This window comes from Lentzea sp. NPDC055074, from assembly GCF_053608005.1.
Genome location: NZ_JBSGUQ010000003.1, coordinates 342,302 through 367,128 on the forward strand (window position 1 = coordinate 342,302; position 24,827 = coordinate 367,128).

The 24,827-nt window shown below is 70.8% G+C and carries 23 protein-coding genes; 10 read left to right on the forward strand and 13 right to left on the reverse strand.

Translation table 11 applies throughout. The features are described from left to right. Positions 1 to 210 precede the first annotated feature (210 nt). A complete protein-coding gene (locus ACWF7A_RS08780; RefSeq protein WP_452249844.1) occupies positions 211 to 1,743 on the forward strand; it encodes a serine/threonine-protein kinase in 1,533 nt (510 codons plus the stop codon). A 157-nt stretch (positions 1,744 to 1,900) separates the two neighbouring features. Here ACWF7A_RS08780 and ACWF7A_RS08785 read toward each other — a convergent pair whose 3' ends face one another. The 9 genes from ACWF7A_RS08785 to ACWF7A_RS08825 form a co-directional block, all read right to left on the reverse strand. Beyond that, positions 1,901 to 3,226 carry a hypothetical protein gene (locus ACWF7A_RS08785; RefSeq protein ID WP_452249845.1) on the reverse strand — a complete coding sequence of 442 codons (1,326 nt, stop codon included), beginning with the start codon at positions 3,224 to 3,226 and terminating at the stop codon, positions 1,901 to 1,903. Positions 3,227 to 3,252: 26 nt separating this feature from the next. Beyond that, on the reverse strand, positions 3,253 to 3,552 hold the full coding sequence (locus tag ACWF7A_RS08790) for a hypothetical protein (RefSeq protein ID WP_452249846.1): 300 nt from the start codon (positions 3,550 to 3,552) through the stop codon (positions 3,253 to 3,255). 173 nt (positions 3,553 to 3,725) lie between these two features. After that, entirely contained in the window at positions 3,726 to 4,310 is a 585-nt protein-coding gene (locus ACWF7A_RS08795; protein ID WP_452249847.1) for a DUF3618 domain-containing protein, read from the reverse strand. Continuing rightward, complete coding sequence (locus tag ACWF7A_RS08800) at positions 4,286 to 4,699, reverse strand: phage holin family protein (RefSeq protein ID WP_452249848.1); 414 nt, start codon at positions 4,697 to 4,699, stop codon at positions 4,286 to 4,288. Before ACWF7A_RS08800 ends, ACWF7A_RS08795 begins: the two co-directional genes overlap by 25 nt. Next, positions 4,686 to 5,327: a hypothetical protein gene (locus tag ACWF7A_RS08805; RefSeq protein WP_452249849.1), complete on the reverse strand. Its 642-nt coding sequence runs from the start codon at positions 5,325 to 5,327 to the stop codon at positions 4,686 to 4,688. Before ACWF7A_RS08805 ends, ACWF7A_RS08800 begins: the two co-directional genes overlap by 14 nt. 141 nt (positions 5,328 to 5,468) lie before the next feature. Beyond that, the gene (locus ACWF7A_RS08810; protein WP_452249850.1) at positions 5,469 to 6,749 is read right to left on the reverse strand and encodes a glycosyltransferase; all 1,281 of its coding nucleotides are present in this window, start codon (positions 6,747 to 6,749) and stop codon (positions 5,469 to 5,471) included. A gap of 165 nt (positions 6,750 to 6,914) precedes the next feature. Continuing rightward, positions 6,915 to 7,682 (reverse strand): GAF domain-containing protein, encoded by a 768-nt coding sequence (locus ACWF7A_RS08815; protein ID WP_452249851.1) that lies wholly within the window; start codon positions 7,680 to 7,682, stop codon positions 6,915 to 6,917. Between the two features lie 66 nt (positions 7,683 to 7,748). Continuing rightward, on the reverse strand, positions 7,749 to 8,387 hold the full coding sequence (locus ACWF7A_RS08820; protein ID WP_452249852.1) for a GAF and ANTAR domain-containing protein: 639 nt from the start codon (positions 8,385 to 8,387) through the stop codon (positions 7,749 to 7,751). Positions 8,388 to 8,687: 300 nt separating this feature from the next. Beyond that, positions 8,688 to 9,677, reverse strand: coding sequence for an iron-containing redox enzyme family protein (locus tag ACWF7A_RS08825; RefSeq protein WP_452249853.1), 990 nt, complete (start codon positions 9,675 to 9,677; stop codon positions 8,688 to 8,690). Positions 9,678 to 9,961: 284 nt separating this feature from the next. Here ACWF7A_RS08825 and tkt point away from each other — a divergent pair, with 284 nt between their 5' ends. The 5 genes from tkt to ACWF7A_RS08850 all read left to right on the forward strand — a co-directional run bounded on the left by tkt (position 9,962) and on the right by ACWF7A_RS08850 (position 16,765). After that, complete coding sequence (gene tkt / locus ACWF7A_RS08830) at positions 9,962 to 12,169, forward strand: transketolase (RefSeq protein WP_452249854.1); 2,208 nt, start codon at positions 9,962 to 9,964, stop codon at positions 12,167 to 12,169. A 30-nt stretch (positions 12,170 to 12,199) separates the two neighbouring features. Beyond that, a complete protein-coding gene (gene tal, locus ACWF7A_RS08835; protein ID WP_452249855.1) occupies positions 12,200 to 13,342 on the forward strand; it encodes a transaldolase in 1,143 nt (380 codons plus the stop codon). Next, a complete protein-coding gene (locus ACWF7A_RS08840; protein WP_452250156.1) occupies positions 13,330 to 14,526 on the forward strand; it encodes a zinc-dependent alcohol dehydrogenase in 1,197 nt (398 codons plus the stop codon). The genes tal and ACWF7A_RS08840 overlap by 13 nt, the downstream gene beginning before the upstream one ends. 118 nt (positions 14,527 to 14,644) lie before the next feature. Next, positions 14,645 to 15,721, forward strand: coding sequence for a polyprenyl synthetase family protein (locus ACWF7A_RS08845; protein ID WP_452249856.1), 1,077 nt, complete (start codon positions 14,645 to 14,647; stop codon positions 15,719 to 15,721). Positions 15,722 to 15,877: 156 nt separating this feature from the next. Next, entirely contained in the window at positions 15,878 to 16,765 is an 888-nt protein-coding gene (locus ACWF7A_RS08850; protein WP_452249857.1) for an SDR family NAD(P)-dependent oxidoreductase, read from the forward strand. Here ACWF7A_RS08850 and ACWF7A_RS08855 read toward each other — a convergent pair. Further along, complete coding sequence (locus tag ACWF7A_RS08855; protein WP_452249858.1) at positions 16,755 to 17,600, reverse strand: UbiA family prenyltransferase; 846 nt, start codon at positions 17,598 to 17,600, stop codon at positions 16,755 to 16,757. The two genes, ACWF7A_RS08850 and ACWF7A_RS08855, sit on opposite strands and share 11 nt — an antisense overlap. On the opposite strand from ACWF7A_RS08855, the gene ACWF7A_RS08860 reads away from it, so the two are divergent. Genes ACWF7A_RS08860 through ACWF7A_RS08875 form a run of 4 tightly spaced genes read left to right on the forward strand, consistent with a single transcriptional unit; the run spans position 17,532 to position 21,379 of the window. After that, positions 17,532 to 18,695, forward strand: a complete 1,164-nt coding sequence (locus tag ACWF7A_RS08860; protein WP_452249859.1) for a type III polyketide synthase — start codon at positions 17,532 to 17,534, stop codon at positions 18,693 to 18,695. The two genes, ACWF7A_RS08855 and ACWF7A_RS08860, sit on opposite strands and share 69 nt — an antisense overlap. Continuing rightward, the gene (locus ACWF7A_RS08865) at positions 18,692 to 19,210 is read left to right on the forward strand and encodes an isoprenylcysteine carboxyl methyltransferase family protein (protein ID WP_452249860.1); all 519 of its coding nucleotides are present in this window, start codon (positions 18,692 to 18,694) and stop codon (positions 19,208 to 19,210) included. Before ACWF7A_RS08860 ends, ACWF7A_RS08865 begins: the two co-directional genes overlap by 4 nt. Further along, on the forward strand, positions 19,203 to 20,237 hold the full coding sequence (locus ACWF7A_RS08870; protein ID WP_452249861.1) for an NAD(P)/FAD-dependent oxidoreductase: 1,035 nt from the start codon (positions 19,203 to 19,205) through the stop codon (positions 20,235 to 20,237). The genes ACWF7A_RS08865 and ACWF7A_RS08870 overlap by 8 nt, the downstream gene beginning before the upstream one ends. After that, positions 20,237 to 21,379: a geranylgeranyl reductase family protein gene (locus ACWF7A_RS08875; RefSeq protein WP_452249862.1), complete on the forward strand. Its 1,143-nt coding sequence runs from the start codon at positions 20,237 to 20,239 to the stop codon at positions 21,377 to 21,379. The genes ACWF7A_RS08870 and ACWF7A_RS08875 overlap by 1 nt, the downstream gene beginning before the upstream one ends. A 110-nt stretch (positions 21,380 to 21,489) precedes the next feature. On the opposite strand, the gene ACWF7A_RS08880 is transcribed toward ACWF7A_RS08875, so the two are convergent. The 3 genes from ACWF7A_RS08880 to ACWF7A_RS08890 are packed head-to-tail and all read right to left on the reverse strand — an operon-like array spanning position 21,490 to position 24,558. Further along, positions 21,490 to 22,119, reverse strand: coding sequence for a response regulator (locus tag ACWF7A_RS08880; protein ID WP_452249863.1), 630 nt, complete (start codon positions 22,117 to 22,119; stop codon positions 21,490 to 21,492). Continuing rightward, positions 22,116 to 23,390, reverse strand: a complete 1,275-nt coding sequence (locus ACWF7A_RS08885; protein ID WP_452249864.1) for a sensor histidine kinase — start codon at positions 23,388 to 23,390, stop codon at positions 22,116 to 22,118. Before ACWF7A_RS08885 ends, ACWF7A_RS08880 begins: the two co-directional genes overlap by 4 nt. Positions 23,391 to 23,430: 40 nt before the next feature. After that, on the reverse strand, positions 23,431 to 24,558 hold the full coding sequence (locus ACWF7A_RS08890; protein ID WP_452249865.1) for an acyltransferase family protein: 1,128 nt from the start codon (positions 24,556 to 24,558) through the stop codon (positions 23,431 to 23,433). Positions 24,559 to 24,827 lie beyond the last annotated feature (269 nt).

Genomic DNA, 24,827 nt, shown 5'->3' on the forward strand with positions numbered 1-24,827 from the left:
GGTAACGCCACCTGCCTGCCGGAGGAACAACGACCGAGTCAACTCTCCGTGGCCAGCAGCCCTCGTCAGCGGCGGGGACTTTCACTCATCAGCATCAACCGTTCGGGGTGACAAACACCTGGCGTGGCAATCCATCGGGCGACATTCGCCCGACTGGTACGGTACGGCCGGTTGCGCTCCCTCAACGGCGACTCCCGAAGGACCTGCGAAGTGACCGATCCCGGCAGTGCTTCTTCGGCGACGAGGATGTTCGGTCCGTACCGGCTGGAGTCGTTGCTGGGCCGCGGTGGGATGGGCGAGGTCCATCGCGCCTACGACACCGTCAAGGACCGCACCGTCGCGCTGAAGCTCCTGCCGGTCGGTCTGGCCTCCGACACCGGCTATCAGGCGCGGTTCCGGCGTGAGTCCCAGGTGGCCGCCCGCCTGCGAGAGCCGCACATCATCCCGATCCACGACTTCGGCGAGATCGACGGCCAGCTGTTCATCGACATGCGCATGGTCGACGGCCTCGACCTGGGCTCCCTCCTCCGCCGGGAGGGGGCACTCGACCCGGCCCGTGCGGTGCACGTCGTCGGGCAGATCGGTGCCGCGCTCGACGCCGCGCACGCCGAGAACCTGATCCACCGCGACGTCAAGCCCTCCAACGTGATCGTCGTCGGGACGGGCGCGGACGAGTTCGCCTACCTCATCGACTTCGGCATCGTCCACAACGCACTCGACACCAGCACCGGCGACGCCGCGCTCGGCAGCCCCAGGTACACGGCGCCGGAGCGGCTCCAGCCGGTCCCGGCCGTGGACGCCTTCCAGCGGGCCGTCGACATCTACTCCCTGGGCTGCGTGCTCCACGAGCTGCTCACCGGACAGCTGCCCTTCCCGAGCGAGAACAACATGGCGATGATGTTCGCCCACCTCCAGACCCCGCCGCCACGGCCGAGCGCCCTGCGCCCGAACCTGCCGCCCGGCCTGGACGACGTCGTGGTCCGCGCGCTGGCGAAGAACCCCCGGGACCGCTATCCGAGCGCTGGAGCACTGGCGGCGGCGGCCCGCACCGCCCTCACGACCTCGCGGCACCCGGTCCCGGCCGGCTCCGCGGACGCCACCACGAGGCTGCCGAGCCTCGGCCGCCCGGCGGTCGATCCGCGAGGAACCCGAGTGCTGCCAGGCCAGGCTCAGCGCCCGCGTCGCGCGCTCGGCGGGTGGCGTGCGTGGGTCGTCACGGCACTCGTCCTGCTGGCCGTGACCGCGGCGGCGATCACCCTGTACCCACTCGTCCGGTCCCTGGGGCAGCCCGTCGCCTCGCCGACCGTCTCGTCGCAGCCCGTCCCGACGTCGTCCGCCGCCACGTCATCCGCCGCCACGACGTCCTCCGGCCCGCCGTCGTCCGCCGTGCAGACCACGACGCGCCTGCTGACCATTCCGGCCGGTGGCCCGCTGTTCGGCAACGACGAGGCGCAGGCCAAGGGGCCGGCCATCTGCGAGCGGGTGGGCGGCAGGTTCAACGTGGGGTGGTTCACCCCGGGCCAGACCTCGGGCGAGTACAGCATGGTGACCTGCGCGTTCGTGTTCGAGCCGACCACCGAGCGCGTGCTCGACGTCGACGCCGGCGGCCTGATCTCGGACGAGGACGACGCGGAGGCGAAGGCGCCGGGCATCTGCGCCAAGGCGGGTGGCACGTGGAACCGCGAGTGGCGCGACGTGGTCCCGGGCAAGTACAGCGTGGTCAACTGCACGTTCGTGTTCTGAGCGCTCGTCGGCGCGAACCGGCAGGCCGAGGCCCGTGCCTTACGAGACGGGCAGGACGAGGTGGGGACGTCCGTGGCTCGCACGGCCTCGACCGCTTCGGACGTGTCCGCTCCCAGCCGGGTTTCCCGGCCGGTCCGTTCCGATGATCAGGCCGCGCTCACGTCGAGGCGGTCAGCACGTCGGCGGTCTCCTCCAACACGGCGATGATCTCGTCGACGTGCAGCCGAACCGCTCCTTCGCGGTCGCCGACGCCGTCGATCCGCGAGCGCAGCCGGTACCGGAGCGTGCCGTCCGGGTGCAACTCCGCGTCCAGGTCGTTGGTGGTGGGACCCCAGTACGCGAAGTCCGGCGACCGCCCAGCCCGGTAGCGAGCGGCGTCTGTTCGCAGCGAGTGCGCGAACTGGGGCACGTACGCCGTGTTGTCGAACGGTGTGACGATGGCGCCGTCCAGCCACACCGTGCAGGTCCGGAGTCGTGCGGCCTCCGGATCGGCCGGCCCGATCTCCATCGCGAGGCGTGACCTGTCTCCGATGAGCAGATCCGTTGCGCGCCAACGCGACACGTCTGTGTCGAAGTCGAGCGCCGCCGCCACGGCGTCCAGCGTGGCGGCGGTCTCGTCCTGCTCGAGCGCGACCGACGCGGGCAGATCGGCGAAGCCCAGGTGCTCCAGCGCGGGGCGCAGGTTCTGGTAGGCGGCCGGCCGATCGGGGTACGTGGTCCACACGCCGATGTTGCGCAGCGCCGGCACGTGCAGCCGGTCCGCGCCGGGCAACCGGGTGCCCGCCAGGTAGATCCGCGCGGCCCTGTGGTGCGGCGCGGAGTAGTCGGCGGGACCGAGTTCCACGGCGAAGCTCTCCCGGTCACCGCAGATGCCGGCGGTCCGGACGGCGAAGGCGCCGAGCAGGTCGTCGGCCACGGCACGCCACTTCGCCGGATCCCCGCTGGTGACCCGCGCGAACCCGCTGAGGTTCGCGATGTCGGCCTTCCTGCCCGCGAGGCCCAGCAGGCCGTTGGCGCTGTGATGGCGCACCAGCGACTCCTCGTCGAGCACCCCGCGGTGCAACGCCGCCAGCGAGCGCGGGGTGATGGGCAGCCGCCGCAGCGCCAGGGCAGCGTCGATCCGGTCGCCCCAGTGCCCGAGACCTTCGAGCACGGCAGCGACCTCGGACACGTACTCGACGGAGCCGGTCATCTCGCACAGCACCTGCGCGGTGCGCACGCGGAAGACACCTCGAGCCGACGCGAGAGCAGACCGCAGCAACGCGACCGAGTCCGCCGGCGCACGACCGAGGCGGGCCAGGCCACCCAGCGACTCGACGGCGACGTGGTCGTGCTCGGCGACGCCCGCGCGCACCATCCGTTCCACGTGCTCCGGCCGGCGTTCGTGCTCGGCGGTCAGAGCGTCGATGTCGGCGCCTTCGTGCCACACCAGGTAAGGATCTCCGAACACCTCTCGGCGGAACTCCTGCCACGCATCGCTCACCCGCGTGAGGCTAGTGGCGGGCCCGATCAGGCCCGCCGACCGTTGTGCCACGGGCCGCCGGGCACGTACTCCCTGATCACCGTGACCTGCGAGGTGCTGCCTTGCTGTCCGCCGCGGAAGCACGCAGGGACACGTGACCCGGCCCTTGCGGGTGTCGCAGCAGCGCGCGATCGCCGACCGGTCGCGAGCTCGACGTGGTGCCGGCGGTGGGCCGCGGCGCGACCGACGCCGATCAGCACGACCGCGACGACCAGCAGTACGAACCAGATGGCGTGCTGCGAGTGCCGGCGGAGGACGATCGACCGTGCTTCGGCGTCGAGGGCCACCCGGCACATCTCGTCGGTGCACCCGTCGGGTTGTCGGCTGTCGCCCCGGGACGCGGAAGCTCTGCGCTGACGGTGTTCCCACCTTCAGCGGCTCCTGCCCGCGAGGTCTGCGGTCGCGGCACACGGTGCGGGCCCCTGTCTCAGCGGAGACAGGGGCCCGCACTGCACACACGTCAGGACTTCACGTCGCGCACGGCCTCGCGGCCGTGATCCGCCGTGGTCCTGGCCGCGTCGGAGGCGGTCTGCTTGATCTCGTCCGCCGCACCGCGCACCTCGGTGGACATCTCTTCCTTCAGATGCTCCGCCGATTCGGCGAGTGCGTGCTTGGCGGGTTCGATGGCGTCGCTCGCGCGGTCGCCCATCTCCGCCACGATCTGCTGTTCGGCCTGCGAGCGCGGGAGCAGCGAGGCGACCAGCAGGCCGCCGCCGAACGCGATGAGTCCCGCGGCGATGGGGTTGCCCTGCGTCTGTCGCATCACCTGCCGGGGTGCTTCCTGTACCGCCTCCGCGGCGCGTTCCGCGTTGTCGGCGACGACGTTCTTCGCCTGGTGTGCTTGGCTTTGCATCGTCGATGTGGTGTCGGAAGCGGTACCCATGACGCTGTTCCTCATCCTGGTCAGACCGCTGCGGATCTTCTGCGTGCGGCGCTGTGCGATGCGACTGGGACTGGTCCTGTCGACGAGGCGGTTGGCGTCGACCACCAGCTCCGCCCTGGTTTCGTCGATCTCGCGCCTCAGCTGGTCGGGTGTCGCGCCCATTCCGCGTCCTCCTTGAGAGATTCGACCGTGCGTTCAGGTTTCGGGTTGACCTCGCGGAGCTTGGCGCGTCCGCTGTTGTAGAGCACGAAACCGGCGATGCCCCACACGGCGGCGACGATCAGTGCCGACCAGCCCAGTGGCATGACGGCGCCGAGCGCGAACACGAGGGCGAGACTGAGCAGCACCCCGGCCATGTATCCGGCGAAGCCCGCGCCGGCGAGCATTCCCGTGGCCTTGCCCGCCTTCTTGGCCTCCTCGCGGATCTCGGCCTTGGCGAGCTCGAGTTCCTGGCGCATCAGCCGCGACAGGTCCTGGGCGAGCTCACCGACGAGCTCACCGAGCGACTCGCGCTCGGGAGCCGGAGGCAGACCCGTGTCAGGGCTGGACATTCCGCACACCTCCAGCGGGCACCGAGTCCTGCGTGTACGGGTCGTACTGCTGCCGGTCGCGGTCGGTGCCGATCACGCCTTCGTCGTCGAACGACGGGCCGGGATCGGGAGTCGGCAGCACGGGAGTGGTGCTGGGCTGCGGCACCTGCTGGACGGGTGCCGGCTGCACGGCGGGACGGCCGGTGGGCTGCGAACCCGTGGCACTCTTCGCCACGCGTCCGACGAGGAAACCGGCCACCGCCGCGCCGAGCAGGAACGCACCGGGCCTGCGCCGGGCGAACTCCTGGGCGGAGACGAGCAGTCCGCGGGCGCCCTGCTCGTCGAGATAGCGCGCCGCCTGCCTGCTGGAGTCGGCGACCTGACGCACGGCGCCCGTCGACATGGCGTCCGGAGACGCGCTCTCGGCCATCGAGGTCAGCTCGTCGGCGATCCTGTCCAGCTGAGTGGAGACCTTCCTGGCCTGAGTCTCGGCCTCGTCGGCCACCTTGTCCCTGGCAGTGCGCAACACGTTGTCCGCCTGGGACTTCGCTTCCCGCGCGACGTGCCCGATCTGGTCCTGAGCCGTCGCACGCACCTCTCCGACAGCCTCCGCGGCTTGGGACACCACCGCGTTACCTTCGTGGTTCACGACTACTCCTCAGCTTCTCGATGTGGTGTTCGCAGTGCGAGCTACCCTGCAGCACTCCGCGCAAACTGACTCGGGGAGCGGAAGTTATTGCGGCACAAACAGTTTTCAGCGCTCGATCGGGGTACCGCGCCCACGTGGACGTCAGCTGGGAGACGAGATCGTGGCGGCTTGCGAGGACCGTGCGGCGGTGGCGGTGGAGCGACCCGACGGGTGGGGGCCGATCACCGTCGAATAGGTTCGCGCCAGATCGGACGCGGCGCGGTGCCAGGAGTACCGCGCGGTCGCCCGGTCGTGCCCGGCGGCACTGAGCAGTTCCCTCCGCGCGCCGTCGGCGAGCAGCGCCCTCAACGCCTTGGCGAGCGCCTCCGGTTTTCCCTGCGGGACCAGCACTCCGGTCAGCCCGTCCACCACGACGTCGATGAGACCGCCGACCGCGGTGGCGAGAACCGGTACCCCGCAGGACATCGCTTCCAGCGCCACTCCGCCGGATGACCGGTGCCGTGGAGCGCAGACCACGACGTCCGCGGATCGCAGCAGGACGGGCAACTCGGCGTACGGCACGTGTCCGGTGAACACGACCCGTTCTCCGACGCCCAGCGAGCGTGCCAGTGCGAGCAGCCGTTTCGTCTCCGGGTCGCCGTGGACATCGCCCTGGCTGCCGCCGCCGGCGATCACCAGCTCACCCCTGTCCACCGTGGACAGAGCGCGGATGACGTCCTCGAAACCGTGGTGCGGAAGCACTCTTCCCACGGTCACGATCTTGGGAACGCGACTGCGGTGCGCCGGCGCTCGTCCCGGCGAGAACAGTTCGAGATCGACGCCCCTCGGGATCACGTCGAGTTTCGACCGGGTCGTTCCCATGCCGAGCACGGCTCGTGCCTCCGTCGAACAGGTCGCGACCACCCGGCTGGCCTCGCGGCCGACGAGCAGCTCCACGCTCCGGCGTTTGACCGCGGCCGTGTCGTCGGTGCGCTGATCCTGACGCGGCGCGGTACTCACCTCGTGGTAGGTCAGCACCACCGGCACCTGACCCTCCCGGGCACCCAGCACCGCCGCGACCCCTGACAGCCAGCCGTGGGCGTGCACGACGTCCGGTCGGCGTTCCTTCCAGGCGACCTTCAGGGAGCCGACGAAGTCGCCGGTGTGGGCGAGCAGATCGTGCCCGTTCAGCTTCACGGCGGGCCCGGCCGGCACGTGCACCACCTCGTAGCCGCCGTCCGCCCGCACTCGTTGCGGTACGTGCGGATGGGCGCGCCGCGTGTAGACGACGACCCGGTGGCCGAGAGCGGTCAGGGCAGCCGCAATCCCTGCCACGTGGATGTTCTGGCTTCCGGGGTCGACCGCGGCGAGCGGGCTGGCGTGCTCGGAGACGAGCGCGATCCTCATCCGCTTGAACGCGAATGGCTCAGTGGTAACGCCCACGGTGTGCTCCCCACGACGAGGTGATGAGACCGCGGGTCCGGGCGGTTGCTGCGTTCGCCAGCGCGAGCAGGCTACCCAGCCCGGGCTCGTCCGACACACGACCAGGCGCGATCGCTCACCCGGGAAGGGAGCCGCGGCCGATCGGGACCACGGGCGCTGGTCGGGTCAGGAGTCGGTCGGACGGGGACGCGGGCCGAGGAGCGCTCCCGGGAGGAGATCCCCGACGACGAGTTCCCGCGCGACGTCCGCCAGGCGGCGGCCACTGTTGCGGGCGTAGCCGCGCAGCGCGTGGAACGCCTGTTCCATCTCCAGGTCGCCGGCGAACGCCAGGACGCCTTTGGCCTGTTCGATGATGACCCGGCTGTTCAGTGCCGTCTGCAGTTGCTCGGTGACGACCTCACCGCGCCGAATCGCGCGTTCCTGCAGGATCCCGATGGTCGCCGTGTCCGCCAGAGCGCGCACGACCAGCAGGTCTTCGTCGCTCAGCGTTCCGGTCTCGCGGCGGAACAGGTTCAGCGTGCCGATGGTCTCGCGGCGCAGTCTCATCGGTACCGCGTGCACCGAGGCGAACCCCTCCTCGACGGCGAGAGGCGCGAAGCGGGGCCAGCGCTGGGTCTCCGTTGTCAGATCTGCGACGAGCACCGGCTCTCCGCTGTGCACACAGTCCAGGCACGGGCCTTCGCTCGCCTGGACCTGGAACAGCTCCAGCATCCGCGTCTGCTCGGAGGAGTAGGCCACCACCCTCAGGCCGCCGTGCTGGTCGGACAGCATCAACCCCGCCGCCGTCGCGTCCAGCAGCTGCACGCAGTGCTCGACCAGCCGGTGCAGCACGTCCACCACGTCGTAGTCGTCCACGAGCGTGTCCGCCAGCTGGACGAACGCCTCGAGCAACCGGGATTCCCGCTGTGTCGTGGACGGTGGGCTACTGCTCATCACCAGCTCCTGTCTTCTTCGTCCGACGGTAGTGCTGTCCGGGACGGGTCGCCATCGAGCAGGTGGTCATGTGCCGAGTTCCAGAGGGGAGAGCCTGCGGTTCACGATGTCCTCGGCGATGTCGTCCAGCGGCCTGCCCAGGACGAAGGCGTACCCGCGGAGCCGGGCCAGCGCCTCCTCCGCGGAGATGGTGAACGCCGCGATGAGCATGCCGGTCGCCTGGTGCACCTGCTCGCGCGACGGCGAAAGCACGCCCCGCATTCCGTTGGTGTCCCCGGCTTCGCCCAGCAGCAAGTCGAGCAGCACGGCGGTCACCAGGTCGACGACCTCCAGCGCGACGACCAGCTCGTCACCCGACAACCAACCGGGACGGTCCCGGTAGAGGTCGATCGCGCCGATGCCGATCGCACCGGCCTGCAACGGGAATGCGAAGATCGCGCTGACGGGCAGCTCGGTGATCGACGCGGCGAACACCGGCCACTCCACGATCGACGCCTGACGCAGATCGGGAACCAGCACGGGCCTGCGCGTGGCGAACGCCTCGAAGCACGGACCTTCGCCCAAGCTGAACTGCAGGTCCTCGATCTGGGCCGCGATGGCATCGCTGGCGTACAGCGTTTGCCGCTCCCTCGGCCCGCTCATCACGGAGATGGAGGCGCCGTCCACCGGCAACAGGTCCACACATGCGCCGATGACACGCGCCAACGTGTCGATTTTGCTGGTGTTCCCACCAAGCGCGGCGATCACCGTCGCTCGCGCGTAGCTCCACGACGGATGGGGTCCATCAGGTCGGTTCACCTGAGGTCACCCCACCGGACAACGGCTGACCGTCCACGAACCGCATCGAATCCTCCACCACGTCGACTGCTCCTGGACGTGACGAGGTCTGGGCCGACGTTGTGCGTGACCGCATCAGGATCAACATCGTCACCCTACTGCGGGCGCTGATCGGCCGCAGTTCAGCCGTTGACGGTCACGCTGTCGTGCACGCCGGCGCGGCAAGCGCTACCCGTTCTGCGACTCCAGCCACCGCAAGCGGGTCCGCAGCGAGGTCTCTCCCGACTCCCACGACGACAGCAGGTGGGTGGAGAGCCGTTCCTCGAGCAGGTTGGTCGCCTGCACACCGAACACGACGTCGGCTTTGAGCGATGGTTCCTGCTCCAGCAGCGAGCCGATGACGTCGATGCGCATGATCTGCTCGTGCACGGCGTCGGCCTCGATGTGCTCGGTGTAGAACTCGACGCAGCGCGGGTCGGCGTCCAGCCTGGCGAGTGCCTGGGTCATGCGGTGGGCACTCGGGCCCGTGGTGATCTCAGCGGCGGCGAAGTGACCGACCAGCGCGCCTCGCAACGACCGGTGCAGGCCGAACACGGACATCATGTTGACGATCGCGATGGCCGGTGCCGGCACGTCGTCGAGGTAGTGCAGGTACTCGGATCGCATGCCCGCTCCGTCGAGCAGGTCGCAGAACAGCCGCGAGTGCATCCGGTCGGCGCGGCCGCCGCCGTACTCGTCGAACTCGACGGCGACGAGCGCCGCCTTCGCCTTGCCCCGCAACCTCGGGATCACCCACGCGTGCGGGTCCGCCTCCTTGTGGTGGTAGACCGAGCGGTGCGCGAAGAACTCGCGCATGTGGTCCCAGGTCCCGTTGTCCCTCAGATGATGGGAGACCCCGGTGCCGGGTACGTGCTCGACCAGCAACGCGTCCAGTTCGGCGTCGAGATCGTCCCCGCCGGCCACGTCGGACCGCAGCCGGTCGAGGAAGACGCGTTCGGCCCGAGCTCGCAGCCGCAGCAGTTCCGGGTCCCACTCCCACGCCGGGTTCACGCCGTCGAAGCCGCCGTAGTGCAGCTCGTACAACGTGTGCAGGGCGATGGCCAGATCGTCGCCGTAGGGGTCGGCGGCGACGAACGGGATTTCGTGCCCGTCGGGTTCGCCGCTCAGCGCGGCGATGACGTTGTCCGAGAGAGGCCCTCGTGGAGAAGGAAGTTTCACTCGGCTGTGATACCCACTGGACGTGGCTTCATGCCGGTCGTGAGGCGTCCCACCAGGTCGTGCGCCGACGTCAGTCGACCGTGTTGACCCAACGCTGGTGAACCGGCAGGGAACAAGGCTCTGAGCTGGGACTTTCGGCCCGCGCACCGGTGCTGATGGCGAGGGACGTGTTTGACATCGGCCATTCCGGCTACTCGCGGTGAAGACCGTCAACAGCCGCCTGGACCCCGCGACCTCGTTGATCAGACTCGTGGAACGCGCACAGTTCGGGAAGGCCACCTTTCATGACACGTACGGCCAGCTCTTCGGTCCGTCGCGACTCCTCGCTGTCGCCGCCCGTCGCGCACGACGCGGGATGGACAGACGCCGACGTTCGCGCTGTCGACACGATCCGCGTGCTCGCCGCGGACGCCGTCCAGCACGCCGGCAACGGGCACCCCGGGACCGCGATGAGCCTGGCACCGCTGGCGTACCTGCTGTTCCAGCAGGTGATGCGGCACGATCCCGCCGACGACCAGTGGCTGGGCCGCGACCGGTTCGTGCTGTCCTGCGGACACACGAGTCTCACGTTGTACCTGCAGCTCTACCTGAGCGGCTACGGCCTGGAACTGGCCGACCTGGCGGCGTTGCGCACCTGGAACTCGGCCACGCCCGGTCACCCGGAGCACCGGCACACCCGCGGTGTGGAGATCACCACCGGTCCGCTCGGACAGGGATTCGCCAGCGCGGTGGGCATGGCGCTCGCCGCGAGGCGCGAACGCGGGCTGCTCGACCCCGACGCCGCCACGGGACAGAGCCCGTTCGACCACCACGTGTACGTGCTCGCCTCCGACGGTGACCTGATGGAGGGCGTCACGGCCGAGGCGGCCTCGCTGGCAGGGCACCAGGAGCTCGGCAACCTCGTGGCGTTCTACGACGCGAACCACATCTCCATCGAGGACGACACCGACATCTCCTTCACCGAGGACGTGGCCGCTCGGTACGCCGCGTACGGCTGGCACGTCCAGGTCGTCGACTGGACGAGCAGCGGACGGTACGTCGAGGACGTGGACGCGGTGCTCGCCGCGACCGAGGTGGCGAAGGCCGACACGGCCCGGCCGTCGCTGATCGTGGTGCGCACCATCATCGGCTGGCCCGCGCCCCACCTGCAGAACACCGGAGCCGCGCACGGTTCGGCACTCGGTGACGAGGAGGTCGCCGCCGTCAAGACGATGCTCGGCTTCGATCCGGAGCAGAGCTTCGCGGTCGAGGACGAGGTGCTCGCCCATGCCCGGAAGGTGGCAGAACGCGGTCACACCGCCCGCGAACGCTGGGAGGCCGACTACGGGCGCTGGCGTGCCCAACACCCAGGACGGGCCGAGTTGCTGGATCGGTTGCGGTCCCGGGAGCTCCCGGAGGGCTGGACCGGCGCGTTGCCCGTGTTCCCCGCCGACGCCAAGGGAATGGCGACCCGCAAGGCGTCGGGGGAGGTCCTCACGGCACTCGCTCCCGTCCTCCCGGAACTGTGGGGTGGCTCGGCGGACCTGGCCGGCAGCAACAACACCACGATGGACGGAGAACCGTCGTTCGTCCCGGCGAGCAAGCAGACCACCCAATGGCGGGGTGGGCCCTACGGACGCACGTTGCACTTCGGCGTCCGCGAGCACGCGATGGCCGCCGCCCTCAACGGGATCGCGTTGCAGAGCCTGACCCGTCCCTACGGCGGCACCTTCCTGGTGTTCAGCGACTACCAGCGCCCCGCGATCCGGCTGGCCGCCCTCATGCGGCTGCCGGTCACCTACGTCTGGACGCACGACTCGATCGGCCTGGGTGAGGACGGCCCGACCCACCAGCCGATCGAGCACCTCGCGGCGTTGCGCGCCGTCCCGGGCCTGGACGTCGTGCGCCCGGCGGACGCGAACGAGACGGTCGTCTGCTGGCGGCAGATCCTGGAGAACCAGGACCGCCCCGCCGGGCTCGCGCTCACCAGGCAGGACGTTCCCGTGCTCGACCGAGGTCCCGGCGGCCTGGCGCCGGCGGAAGGTGCCGCACGGGGTGGCTACGTGCTGACCGGAGCCGACGAACCGGACGTGATCCTGATCGCCACCGGCTCCGAGGTCCAGATCGCTCTGGACGCCCGGCGACTGCTCGCCGGCGACGGTGTCACCGCCCGCGTGGTCTCGATGCCCTGCCGGGAGTGGTTCAGCGCCCAGGAACTCTCCTATCAGGACTCGGTGCTCCCGCCGGACGTGCGTGCACGCGTGAGCGTCGAGGCCGCGGTCGCCCAGGGCTGGCGCGATGTCGTCGGCGACGCCGGCCGGGTGGTCTCGCTGGAACGGTTCGGCGCCTCCGCGGACTACCGACGGCTCTACGACGAGTTCGGCATCACCGCGACCGCTGTCGCCGCGGCTGCCCACGACAGCCTGCGCGACGCGCTCGGCCCGGTTCGTCCCGGGGGAGTGCAGCAGACTTCCGCGCCCACCGGTGGCGGCACCGGCGACCGCCCCGCCTGAACCGCGACGACCATCGACCACGGAGGCCTCATGTCCACCGGCCACGACCACCCGCTCACCGAACTCGCCGCCGCAGGGGTGTCGATCTGGCTCGACGACCTGTCCCGCGAACTGCTGTCCGGCGGCCGGCTGGAGGCGTTGATCACCGGCCGAGGCGTCGTCGGCATCACGACCAACCCGACGATCTTCGCCTCCGCCCTGGCACGCGGCGAGAGTTACACGCCGCAGATCAGGCGGTTGGCAGACGAGAACGCGAGCGTCGACGACACCGTCTTCGCCCTCACCACCGACGACGTCCGCGCCGCCTGCCGCGTGCTGCGCCCGGTGTACGACCGCACCGACGGCGTCGACGGCAGGGTCTCGCTCGAGGTCGACCCCGGCCTCGCCCACGACGCGGAGGCGACCGTGGAGCGCGCTCGCCTGCTGTGGGCGGAGGTGGACGAGCCGAACCTGCTGATCAAGATCCCGGCCACCACCGCGGGCCTCACCGCGATCACCGCGGTCGTCGCCGAGGGCATCAGCGTCAACGTCACCCTGATCTTCTCCCTCGACCGCTACCGCGACGTCGTGGACGCCTACCACACCGGCCTGGAGACCGCGGCCTCCAACGAGTACGACCTGTCCGTCATCCACTCGGTCGCGTCCTTCTTCGTGTCCCGTGTGGACGGTGAGATCGACGCGCGGCTCGACGCGATCGGAACCGATCGCGCGCGAGCGGCCAAGGGCAAGGCGGCGATCGCCAACGCCCGCCTGGCGCACGAGATCCACGTGGAAAGCCTCGCGACCGCGCGCTGGCAGCGCCTCGCCGCGTCGGGTGGGCGGCCGCAAAGACCCCTCTGGGCCTCGACCGGGGTGAAGAACCCGGAGTACCCGGACACGATGTACGTCTCCGAGCTCGCCATCCCCGGCACCGTCAACACCATGCCGGGCACCACGCTCGAGGCTTTCGCCGACCACGGCGCCGTACCCGCACTCGTGCTGGAGGAGATCTATGGCCCCGCCCAGGAGGTGCTGGACGAGATCGCCCGGCTCGGGATCGACTACCGCGAAGTCACCGACGAGCTGGAACGCCAGGGACTCCGCAAGTTCGTCGACAGCTGGGACGAGCTCGCGGACACCGTTCGCGGTCAGCTCGACCGCGACCTGACCGAGGAGACGTCATCAAAGCGCTGACATGGCAGGGCAACGAGAAGGTCCAGGTGGTCGACGTGCCGGACCCGCGCATCGAAGCACCGACCGACGCGATCATCAGGGTCACCTCGACCGCCATCTGCGGATCCGACCTGCACCTCTACGGCGTGCTCGGGCCCTACCTGAAACCAGGCGACGTGCTCGGGCACGAGGCCATGGGCGTCGTCGAGGAGGTGGGCGCGGAAGCGAGCGGACACCTGAAGGTCGGCGACCGGGTCGTGGTGCCGTTCAACATCTCCTGCGGCCACTGCTGGATGTGCGAGCGCGACCTGTTCGCGCAGTGCGAGACGACGCAGGTGCGCAGCGAGGGCAAGGGCGCGAGCCTGTTCGGTTACACCTCGCTCTACGGTTCGGTACCCGGTGGGCAGGCCGAGTACCTCCGCGTACCCCAGGCCCAGTTCGGGCCGATCGTCGTTCCGGACGGCACACCCGACGACCAGTTCCTGTTCCTGTCCGACATCCTGCCCACCGCGTGGCAGGCGGTCCGCTACGCCGACGTGCCACCCGGCGGCACCGTCGCCGTGCTCGGACTCGGTCCGGTCGGGCAGTTCGCCGTCCGGATCGCCAGGCAGCTCGGTGCCGGACGCGTCATCGGTGTGGACCGCGTGCCCGAACGGCTGGCGCTCGCCGAGAAGCACGGTGCCGAACCGGTGAACTTCGAGGACTTCGACGGTGCCGGGGGAGTGGCGGCCGCGTTGATCGACATGGTCGACGGACGCGGTCCGGACGCCACCATCGACGCCGTCGGAATGGAGGCCCACGGCGGAGGGTTCGTCGCGGTGGCTCAGAAGGCCACCGGGATGCTGCCCGACGCGCTGGCCCGGAAGGTCACCGACAAACTGGCCGTCGACCGGCTCGACGCCCTGCACGCCGCTCTGAAGGGGGTGCGCCGGGGTGGCACGGTCTCGGTGTCCGGCGTCTACGGAGGAGAACTGGACGCGATGCCGATGATGGAGATGTTCGACCGCGGCATCCAACTGCGAATGGGCCAGGCCCACGTGCGCCGGTGGACCGACGACATCCTCCCGCTCGTGCTCGACCCCGCCGACCCGCTCGGCACCCTCGACCTGACCACGCACAGGCTCCCGCTCGCCGAGGCCGCGCGCGGGTACGAGATGTTCCGCGCCAAGAGCGACGGGTGCGTCAAGGTCGTTCTGAGTCCGTGACCTGGCCCGGTGCCGGGCCGGCAGCGGACTCGGCCCGGCACCGGGGAAAGCGGGCCCGGGCTTGCGCTGCTCGGCCCGGATCGCCGCACTGCTGGCCACTCTTCCCAGGGGGACGCCGATGTCGCTGCTGACCACCGCGGACGTTCGCTCGTCGCACGCGGACGACTTCCGGGCTTCTCTCGACGAAGCCCTGCACGACTTCCTGCGAGCCAGGCAGGACCTGGCACCTGAGCTCGCACCGACGTTGCGGAGCATGGTTCTGGCGGGAGGAAAGAGGATTCGTCCCGCCTTCGCCTGGTGGGGATGGCGCGCGACGGGTGGTTCGGCCGGCTCCGGTGCCGTGGTGCGGGCGTTGGTCGCGTTGGAACTGCTGCAGTGCTGCGCGTTGGTGCACGACGACGTGATGGACCGCTCTGCGACCAGACGCGGAAAGCCGTCCGTGCACGAGTCGTTCGCCGCACGACATCGGCGCGAACGGTGGGCCGCCAGCGCTCGCCAGTACGGTGACTCGGCGGCCATCCTCGTCGGTGACCTCGCCCTGGCATGGGCGGATGACGCCTTGATGACCGCGGGCCTGTCCGCCGACGCGCTGATGCGCGCCTGGCAGCCCTGGCAGGCGATGCGAACCGAGATGATCCTGGGCCAGCACCTCGATCTGCTGGCCGTCGCCCGGCGGGACGAGTCGCTGGAACACGCCGTCCGCGTGGCCGCGTTGAAGACCGCCGCGTACACCGTGGAACGACCACTTCACCTCGGTGCCGCCCTGGCGGGCGCAGACGAGGAGACGGTCGGCTGCTTGCGCGCCTACGGTTACGACATCGGGGTCGCCTTTCAACTGCGGGACGACCTCATGGGGGTCTTCGGCGACGCGACCGTCACCGGCAAGCCCGTGGGGGAGGATCTGAGGGAGGGCAAACGGACGCCGTTGATGGCGATCGCGCTCTCTCTCGCGCAGGACAACCCGACAGCACAGAGGTTGTTGCGCCACTGCCTCGAAGGCGGAGCCGTCAGCGATCGGTGTGTGGACGACGTACGAGCCTTGTTGCTGGAACTCGGAGCTGTCTCCGCGGTGGAGGAGCACATCGAGGCCCTTGCGAGCTCCGGCCTCGCGGCACTGGGCCGCGCGGTGATCGACGAGGAAGCGCGTCGAGAGCTGGTGCGGCTGGCCGGCCGAGCCACCCAGCGGACCACCTGACGGTGCACGTGCTGAAGGCGGTGCGGACCGAGTGCCGGATGGACGCCCGCACCACCCTGCGTGTTTGAAGCCCGGTGTTGCGGCTACTCGCCTGGCACTGCGGTTCTTCGTCGTCCAGGGAAGGCTTCATCTGATGACAAGCACGGTCCTCGGCCGATGAGCGGTCGCGTGGTACTCGTCGTGGGCGCGAGCAGCGGCATCGGACTGGCCACCGCGGTCGCGTTCGCCGGCCGTGACGACGACCTGGTGCTGGTCTCCCGCAGCCACGAGGCGCTCGACGCCGCCGAGAAGGCGTGCCGATCGGCGGGAGCGGCCACCGTCGACCTCATCGCCGACGACATCGGCGATCCCGGTGGAGCGGGCCGGATCATCACCAAGACCCTGGAGAAGCACGGTCGCATCGACGTCGTCGTGCACAGCGCCACGGTGATGGGGTACGGCACCGTCGAATCGATGCCCCCGGACGTGTTCACCACTGTCGTCGACACCGCGATCCACGGCACGCTCCACCTGGTCCAAGCGGTCATGCCGGTGCTGCGCCGCCAGCACGCCGGTGTGTTCGTCGGGGTGAACTCGCTGCTCGGTTCGATCACCGTTCCGCAGATGGGCGCCTACTCGGCGGCGAAGTGGGGACAGCGTGCGCTGCTGCGCTCCGTGCAGCAGGAAACGCGCGACGAGCCTGGCGTGCACGTGTGCATCGTGAGTCCTGGCAGCATCAACACGCCGGTGTACGACCAGGCCGCGAACTACACGGGTCACGCCACGAGGCCACCGTTCCCGGTTCTGAGTCCCGAACGGGTCGCCGCGGCGATCATCCGCCTGGCCGACCGCCCCCGCCGGCACGTCTCCGTGCCGGTCGGTCCCACCAATCCGCTCATCGTCGCGGCGTTCCGGTTGGTACCAGGCCTGTTCGACTTGCTCGTAGGCCCCCTGTTCCGGCTCGCGGCGCTGACGCGGACCACGATCGCGCCCACGGCGGGCAACGTGCTCCAGCCGGTCCCCTCCGGGGAGAGAACGCACGGCCGGTGGCCGGTCAAACGGTGAGCAGCAGCACGACGTCCACGACCGCGATGACGACGGTGAGCCGGAACGCGACCGGACTGTCCGGTGCACGGACCGCGGCCACGGTGGTGGCAGCCGCCACCACGATCCCCGCTGTCACCACGACCGCCGAGTAGAGGGCCGGCGCGTCCGCGGGGGCGAGGCCGAGGACGACGGAGGCCGTCGCCAGTGCGGCCGCCATGACGATCACCCCGGCACGAGGGCCGAGGCGGTGGGGGAGACCGCGGACACCCGTCTCGGCGTCCGCTCGCAGATCCGGCAGCACGTTGGCGAAATGCGCCGCGAACCCGAGCAGCGCGCTGACCACCGGCACCCACCACGGCGGCCACGGTTCGCCCGGAATGGCGGCGTAGACACCGATCGGCAGCGCGCCGAACGCGAACAGGTAGGCGGCGCCGGACCACACCGTCGCCTTGAGACCGAGGTTGTACGCCCAGCCGCCCGCGACCGTCGACACCAGCACGACGCCGGCGAACCACCCCAGCAGCAACGACAACACGATCGTGGCGGCGGCCGCGACGACCGCTGCCACCGAGACGGCGCGCACCGGGACGCGTCCGGTGGCCGCGGGTTTGTCGGTGCGCCCGGTGGCGCGGTCACGGGCCGCGTCGATCCAGTCGTTGGACCAGCCGATCGACAGCTGCCCGGCGAGCACCGCGGCACCGAGCAGGATCGTGCGCGGACCACCGAGTCCGTTGCCCACACCCAGAAAGACGGCCACCGCCGTCACCGCCAGACTGGGCAGGGGATGACTCGCTTCGGCGAGACCGCGCAGCATCCGCGGCCCCGTTCCGCGAAGGACAGCCGCATCGCTCATCTGCCGAGTGTAGGCGAAAGCCGTACCGTCCAAGGAGTGACGACAATTTCGGCGGTGCACGGTGTTCTTCCGCCGCATCGCTACCCACAAGCACGACTGACAAACCTCTTCGCGCAGCTGTGTCTTCCGGATTCTTCCGCTCGCGCGGTCGCCGCCCGGTTCCACAGCAGCGCTCGTGTCGGCTCGCGGCACCTCGCGCTCGCCATCGAGCAGTACGGCGAGCTCGACGGCTTCACCGCGGCGAACGACGCCTTTCTCTCCGTCGCGGTCGATCTCGGCTGCGAAGCCACGCTCGCCGCATTGGCGGACGCGGGCCTGGAACCGTCCGATGTGGACCTCGTCGTGTCCACGACGGTCACCGGGATAGCGGTGCCGTCACTCGACGCGCGGATCGCGTCCCGCATCGGCATGCGGCCGGACGTGAAGCGGATCCCGATCATCGGCCTCGGCTGCCTCGCGGGAGCGGCGGGTGTCGCGCGGCTGCACGACTTCCTGCGCGGCTGGCCCACCTCGGTCGCGATGCTCGTGTCGGTGGAACTGTGCTCGCTCACCGTGCAACGGCAGGACTCCAGCGCTGCCAACATGATCGCCTCCGGTCTGTTCGGCGACGGCGCGGCCGCCGTGGTCGCCGTGGGTTCCGAGCACCCCCGCGCGGCGGCCGGTCCGCAGGTCGTGGACTCGCTGAGCCACCTGTACGCGAACTCCGAACGCGCCATGGGATGGGACATCGGCAGCAGCGGGCTGAAGATCGTGCTGGGTGCGGAGGTTCCCGAGCTCGTGCGCGAGCACCTGGCCGACGACGTCAAGAACCTGTTGGCACCGCACGGCCTGGAGATCGGCGACATCGCCCGGTGGATCTGCCATCCGGGCGGGCCCAAGGTCATCGAGGCCATCCAGTCCGTGCTGGGCCTCGACGAGGACGACCTCGCGATGACCTGGCGTTCCCTGCACGAGATCGGGAACCTGTCCTCCGCGTCCGTGCTGCACGTCTTCGCCGACACCCTCGTGCACAGACCGGCATCACCCGGTGACTGGGGCGTGGTGATGGCTATGGGACCGGGTTTCTGCGCGGAGCTGGTGTTGCTGAAGTGGTGAGCCAGGCGTGGTACTCGGTGCTCGTCGGCCTGGTCGCGGTGGAACGGCTGGCCGAACTCGTCGTCGCCAAGCGCAACCTGGCGTGGAGTCTCGCCCGCGGCGGGCGTGAGACGGGGTTCGCGCACTACCCCTTCATGGTCGTCCTGCACACCGGGTTGCTGGCGGGATGCCTGCTCGAGGTCTGGCTGGCGGACAGGGACTTCATCCCCGTGCTCGGCTGGCCGATGCTCGTGCTGGTCGCCGGATCGCAGGCACTGCGATGGTGGTGCATCAGGACCCTCGGACGGCAGTGGAACACCCGGATCGTGGTCGTGCCGGGGCTCGCCCACGTCACCAGCGGCCCCTACCGCCTGTTCCCGCACCCCAACTACGTCGCGGTCGTGGTCGAGGGCTTCGCGCTGCCTCTGGTGCACGACGCGTGGCTGACCGCGCTCGTGTTCACCGTGCTGAACGCGGGACTGCTCGTGGTGCGGATCCGCGCGGAGAACGACGCGCTGAGGTTCGCGCATGTCTGAGCGGACGTACGACGTCGTCGTGGCCGGGGGAGGGCCCGCCGGGCTCGCGGTGGCGCTGGGGTGTGCGCGAGCGGGCATGGACGTGGTCGTCTGCGAGAAACGGCCCGGTGTGCTGGACAAAGCGTGCGGAGAAGGACTGATGCCTGGTGCCGTCCGGGCCCTCGCCGCACTCGGCGTCGACCCGCCGGGACACCGGATCGACGGCATCACCTACCGCCAGGGCGCTCTGGTCGCGCACGCGCCGTTCCGCAACGGCGCCGGACGCGGAGTCCGCCGCACCCAGCTGCACGACGCGCTGTCCGCGGCGGTTCGCCGTGCCGGTGTGCCGGTGCTGGAGGCCCGGATCACCGACGTCGTCCAGCACGACGACCACGTGCGGGCCGGGGGGCTGCGGGCGCGCTATCTCGTCGGCGCGGACGGACTCCACTCGTCGATCCGGGACCTGGTCGGGCTCACCGAGCACACCGCCCAGGCGGCGCCGAGGTGGGGACTGCGCCGGCATTTCGCGCTGGCCCCGGCCGCCAGCGCGGTGGAGGTGACGTGGGCGCCGCGTTCGGAGGCCTACGTGACGCCGGTGTCGCCGAGCGAGATCGGCGTCGCGATCCTCTCCTCGGTGCGCGGCGGGTTCGCCGACCAGCTCACCGCCTTCCCCGAACTCGCGGCGCGTCTGGCCGGCGCGCGGCCGCTGTCCCCGGTCCGCGGCGCCGGCCCGCTGCGGCAGCGCACGACCGGCAGGGTGGCGGGCCGGGTGCTGCTCGCGGGAGACGCGGCGGGGTACGTCGACGCTCTCACCGGCGAAGGGCTCGCACTGTCGCTGAGCACCGCGGCCGAACTCGTCCGGTGCCTGCGCGCAGACCGGCCCGCCGACTACGAACGCGCGTGGACACGCTCGTCGAGACGGTCTCGCTGGCTCACGGAATCGTTGCTGTGGGCCAGGAACAGGCCCGTGCTCGGGCGCCGCATCGTGCCCGCCGCCGCCCGCGCGCCGTGGTTGTTCACCGCGGCCGTCGACCAGCTCGCCCGTTGATGCGGACCCGGACCGAGTGGGACCTGGTCGTCGTCGGGGCCGGACCCGCCGGCTCGACGGCCGCGCTCGCGGCGCTGCGGGTGAACCCGGCTGCCCGCGTGCTGATGCTCGACGCCGCGGACTTCCCGCGCGACAAGGTCTGCGGTGACGGCGTGGCACCGCACGCCCTGGACGTCCTGGCCGGACTCGGCGTGGACGTCACCGCGCTGACGGCCGGCACCGCGGCGGTCCACACCCTGCGGCTGACCTCGCCGCGGGGCGTGACGGTGGCCCGCGGGTTCGCGCGCCCGGCCTCGGTCGTTCCCCGCGTGCTGCTGGACGCCCGCCTCGTGCAGGCCGCCCGCGGCGCGGGCGCGCACCTGAGACGGCACCGGGTCCGCACGCTCACCCCGGCCGGCGGCGGCGTCGACGTCGACGGCGTGATCCACGCCCGCACGGTCATCGGTGCGGACGGCGCGGAGTCGATCGTGCGGCGGCAGTGCGGAGCCGGAACCGCGCCGGCGGGCACCACCGCCCTCGCGCTGCGCGGGTACACGAGCGCGCAGCCGTGGCCCGCAGGGGAACAACGGCTCGTCATGACGACCGCGCACTGGCCCGCGTACGCCTGGGTCTTCCCGGTCGGCGACGGCTCCGCGAACGTCGGCTACGGCGAGCTCATCCGTGCCGGCGCACCGACCAGGGCAGACCTGACGGCACGACTGCACGAGCTGCTGCCCGACTGCCCGCCGATGACGTTGCGCGGGCACCGTCTGCCGCTGTCACCCGGCCGCCCCGACGTCGGCCAGGGCCGTGTCCTGCTCGCGGGTGACGCCGCCTCGCTGATCAACCCGCTCACGGGCGAGGGCATCTACTACGCCGTTTTGTCGGGATTCCTCGCCGGCACCGCCGCCCTGACACCGGAGCCGGCCGAGGAGTACCGGCGATCGCTGCGCCACCGGCTGGGCAGGCACCTCCGGCACACCGACGCACTCGCCCGGCTCACCCGCACACCGCGGCTGGTCGACCTGGCCACCACCGCGGCCCGCGGCGACCAGCGCGCGTTCGACGACCTCGTCGAGATCGGCCTCGGAGCGGGCACCATCGGCCCCTCCTTCGCCCTGGCGATGCTCCGCACCGGAGCCAGGAGTGTGCTGCACCGCTAGGGGCATGGCGGCATCCCGATCACGGCGGGATCCGTGCTCTCGCGCGACCACCGGACCTCCGCGCCGAGATCGTGCAACGTCTTGGCGCGACTGTCCCTTGTGGTCGTTCGTCAGTCCCGCGGTGTCAGGTAGCCGCGGGAGAACGCGGCGGCCACGGCGGCCGCGCGGTCGTGGACGCCCAGCTTCGCGTACACGTGCAGCAGGTGCGTCTTGACCGTCGTCTCGCTGATGAAGAGCCGCTTGCCCGCCTCGCGGTTCGTCGTGCCCTGGGCGATCAGCTCGAGCACCTCCAGCTCGCGTCGCGACAACGGTGCCGGGGCCGGTGTGCGCACCTGGCCCAGGAGCCGGGTCGCGACGGCGGGGGAGAGCACCGCCTGCCCTCGTGCCGCCGCCTCCACCGCGCGGACGAGCTCCTCCCTCGGCGCCTCCTTGAGCAGGTAGCCGGTGGCACCCGCTTCGATCGCCGGCAGCACGTGGCTGTCGGTGTCGTAGGTGGTGAGCACCAGCACCCGTGACGGCACCCCGCGCTCCGCCAGTTCCCGGATGGCGGCGACCCCGTCGGTCCCGGGCATCCGCAGGTCCATCAGGATGACGTCCGGGAGCAGGCGAACGCCTGCCGTGACCGCCTCCGCGCCGTCAGCGGCCTCGCCGACCACCGCGAAGCGAGGATCGGCACCGAACATGCCCCGCAGCCCGTCCCGCACCACCGGGTGGTCGTCGACGATCAGCAGCGTGATCACACCCCACCCCCGGCGGGGATCGCGGGCAGCGTCACCGTGATCGCGGTGCCCCCGTCCGGTTCGGACTCGACGTCGAGCCGTCCCGCGAGACGGTGCGCCCGCTGCCGCATGCCGTCGAGCCCGAAGCCCCCGTCCACGGAGCCGGAGCGCTGGGTGCCGGGCCGGAAACCGACCCCGTCGTCCAGGACGTCGAGCGTCACCAGGTCCTCCATGTACGACAGGGTCAGGGCGACCCGACCGGCTCGGGCGTGCTTCGCGACGTTGGCGAGGGCCTCCTGCGCGGTGCGCAGCAGTGCCACCTCGACGTCGGTGTGCATCGGCCGGGCGTCACCGGTCGTGGTCAGCACCGCCTCGACCCGGTTCACGGCGGACCAGCGCCTCGCCACGTCGCCGATCGCGTCCGGCAGGCGGGCGGACGCCAGTGCGGACGGCCCCACGGCGTGGACCGTCCGGCGGGCCTCGGTCAGGCTCTCCCGGGCGAGGGTCATCGCGTTCGTCACGTGCCGGCCCGACACCGCTGGTTCCTCCGCCTGTTCCGCGGCCTGGAGCTGGGTCAGGATGCCGGCCAGGCCCTGGGCGAGCGTGTCGTGGATCTCCCGTGCCATCCGCTGCCGCTCGTCGAGAACTCCGGCCTCGCGGGCCTGCACGAGCAACTGGACGTGCAGGGCCGCGTTCTCCGACAGTGCGGTCTGGAGCTCGGTGTTGGTCCGGTGCAGCTCGATCAGCGCCCGCTTCTGCCGGTGGTTGCGGCGGTCGGACATCACGTCGGCGTAGAAGGCCGCCGTGGCGATCATCGCGGTGACCGCGCTGACGGCGGGCCACTTCCACCACTCCTCGGCCGTGATGCCGTCCGCCCCTCCGACGTACGAGATCGCCGAGACCGCGGACGTGACGGTCACGCCGACGTACCGCCACCGGCCCTTCAGGTACTGGAAGGCGTGCACGTAGCCGATGAAGGCGAAGAAGCCGAACCACGGCGTGAGCAGCACCAGGCAGGCGGTGATCGCCATGAGACCCGTGTAGTACAGGCCCATCAGCCGGTCGTGGTCGTGCCACTCGGGGTGAGCCGTGTGGAACCACGCCACCCACGCGGTCAGCACGGTCGAGAACCCGAGCACGGCCGGGAAGTGCACCGGTGCGTCCCACAGCGGTTGCAGCAGGGTGAACAGGACGCTGACCGCCAGCAGCGCGTACGGGAGCACCCTCAGGACCGCGGACTCCTTGCGTTCCCAGCGGTCGAACTCCGCGCGCAACTCGGCCTCGACGCTCACCCCGGCAATGGTCGCACGCCCGTGCACCGGCACAGCCGCGCTACACCAGTGCCCGCACGGCGGGCACGCGGCGCAGAACGCCCGCGATCACCCAGCTCGCGGTCGCGGCGATCACCAGAGCCAGCAGGAACTTCGGCACGGGTGCGGCGTCGAGCGGTCGAAGCAGTTCCACGGTTCCGACGATGACCGGTGCGTGCAGGAGGTAGACGGCGAAGGCGTTGTCGGCGAGGTGACCGCCGAACCGCGACGCACCGGCGAAGAAGCGCTGGAACACGCGGAGCAGGACCAGGACGACGCCGACCGCGAACAGCGACTCCCACAACGCGAGAGCCAGGTGGGCGAGGTCGTGACCGGCCAGGTCATCCGCCACGAAGCCCCGATGACCGCCCAATGCCAACGGCACGAACGACACCACCGCGAGGAACACGCCGAACCGGCCCGATCGCCGCGGAAGCGCCTCGAACCAGCGGTGGCGGTACGCCAGGACACCGGCGACGAAGAGCAGGACGTACTGCGGCAGGTACGCGGGGCTGGGCAGCCCGAGCACCGGCTCGTAGGTCCCGAGAGGGACGAAGATCCGCCACCCGTACGTGACCAGGGCGAGGACGAGCGTGAAGCCGAGCAGATCCCGTCGCCGCAACGGTGTCGGCCGCACCGGCTCCGCATTCCCGCGCAGCTGCCGCACCACCGCGTACACGAGCGAGAAGATCAGCAGGACCTCGAGGAACCACGCGGGCCCGACCTCCCAGGTGGTGAGGTAGTGGACCACGAAGGACGGTCTGGTCGCGGACGGCAGGCCTAGATAGGCCGGGAGCACGAAGAACGGCCGCAGCAGCAGGACGAACGCGAGGAACGGGATCCCGAGGCGTCTCACCCGCTCGACCGCGAACGCGCGGGGTCCCCTCCTGTCCACCGCGCCGGGGGCGAAGTACCCGGACAACAGGAAGAAGAACCCCATGAAGAACGTCTGGTTGACCACGAGCAGCAGGTCCAGCGGCACCGCCGCGGCCGCCGAGGCGGGCTCCTGCCGGTTGGGCCAGACGTCGAGGTTGCTGTAAGGCGCCGCGCAGTGGTGCGCGACCACCAGGAGCGTCAGGAAGACCCGCAGGTGGTCGATGGAGGAGATGCGTGCCGGACGGGAGGTGCGGACGACGTCGGGTAGGGCCATGCCGAAAGCCTGCCGGGAGCGAGAAGACGCCGAATCGATCGCGCGGGTGTGGATCACCGTGACCGCGGTGGACCCCCTCCATCCTCCGATCGGAGGATGGAGGAGCGGGAGGGCGTCGACTCGTCCACGACCGCCATCGTCTCCGGCCCCGCGCCACACCGGCCGGCGGGTGGGGAACCGGAAGCAGCGCGGCCGCCCGTGGATCGGGTGGCCGCGACTGGGGAGCGCTGTGCTGGAACGTGGCCGGGGAGTGGGCCACCACTCCGCGA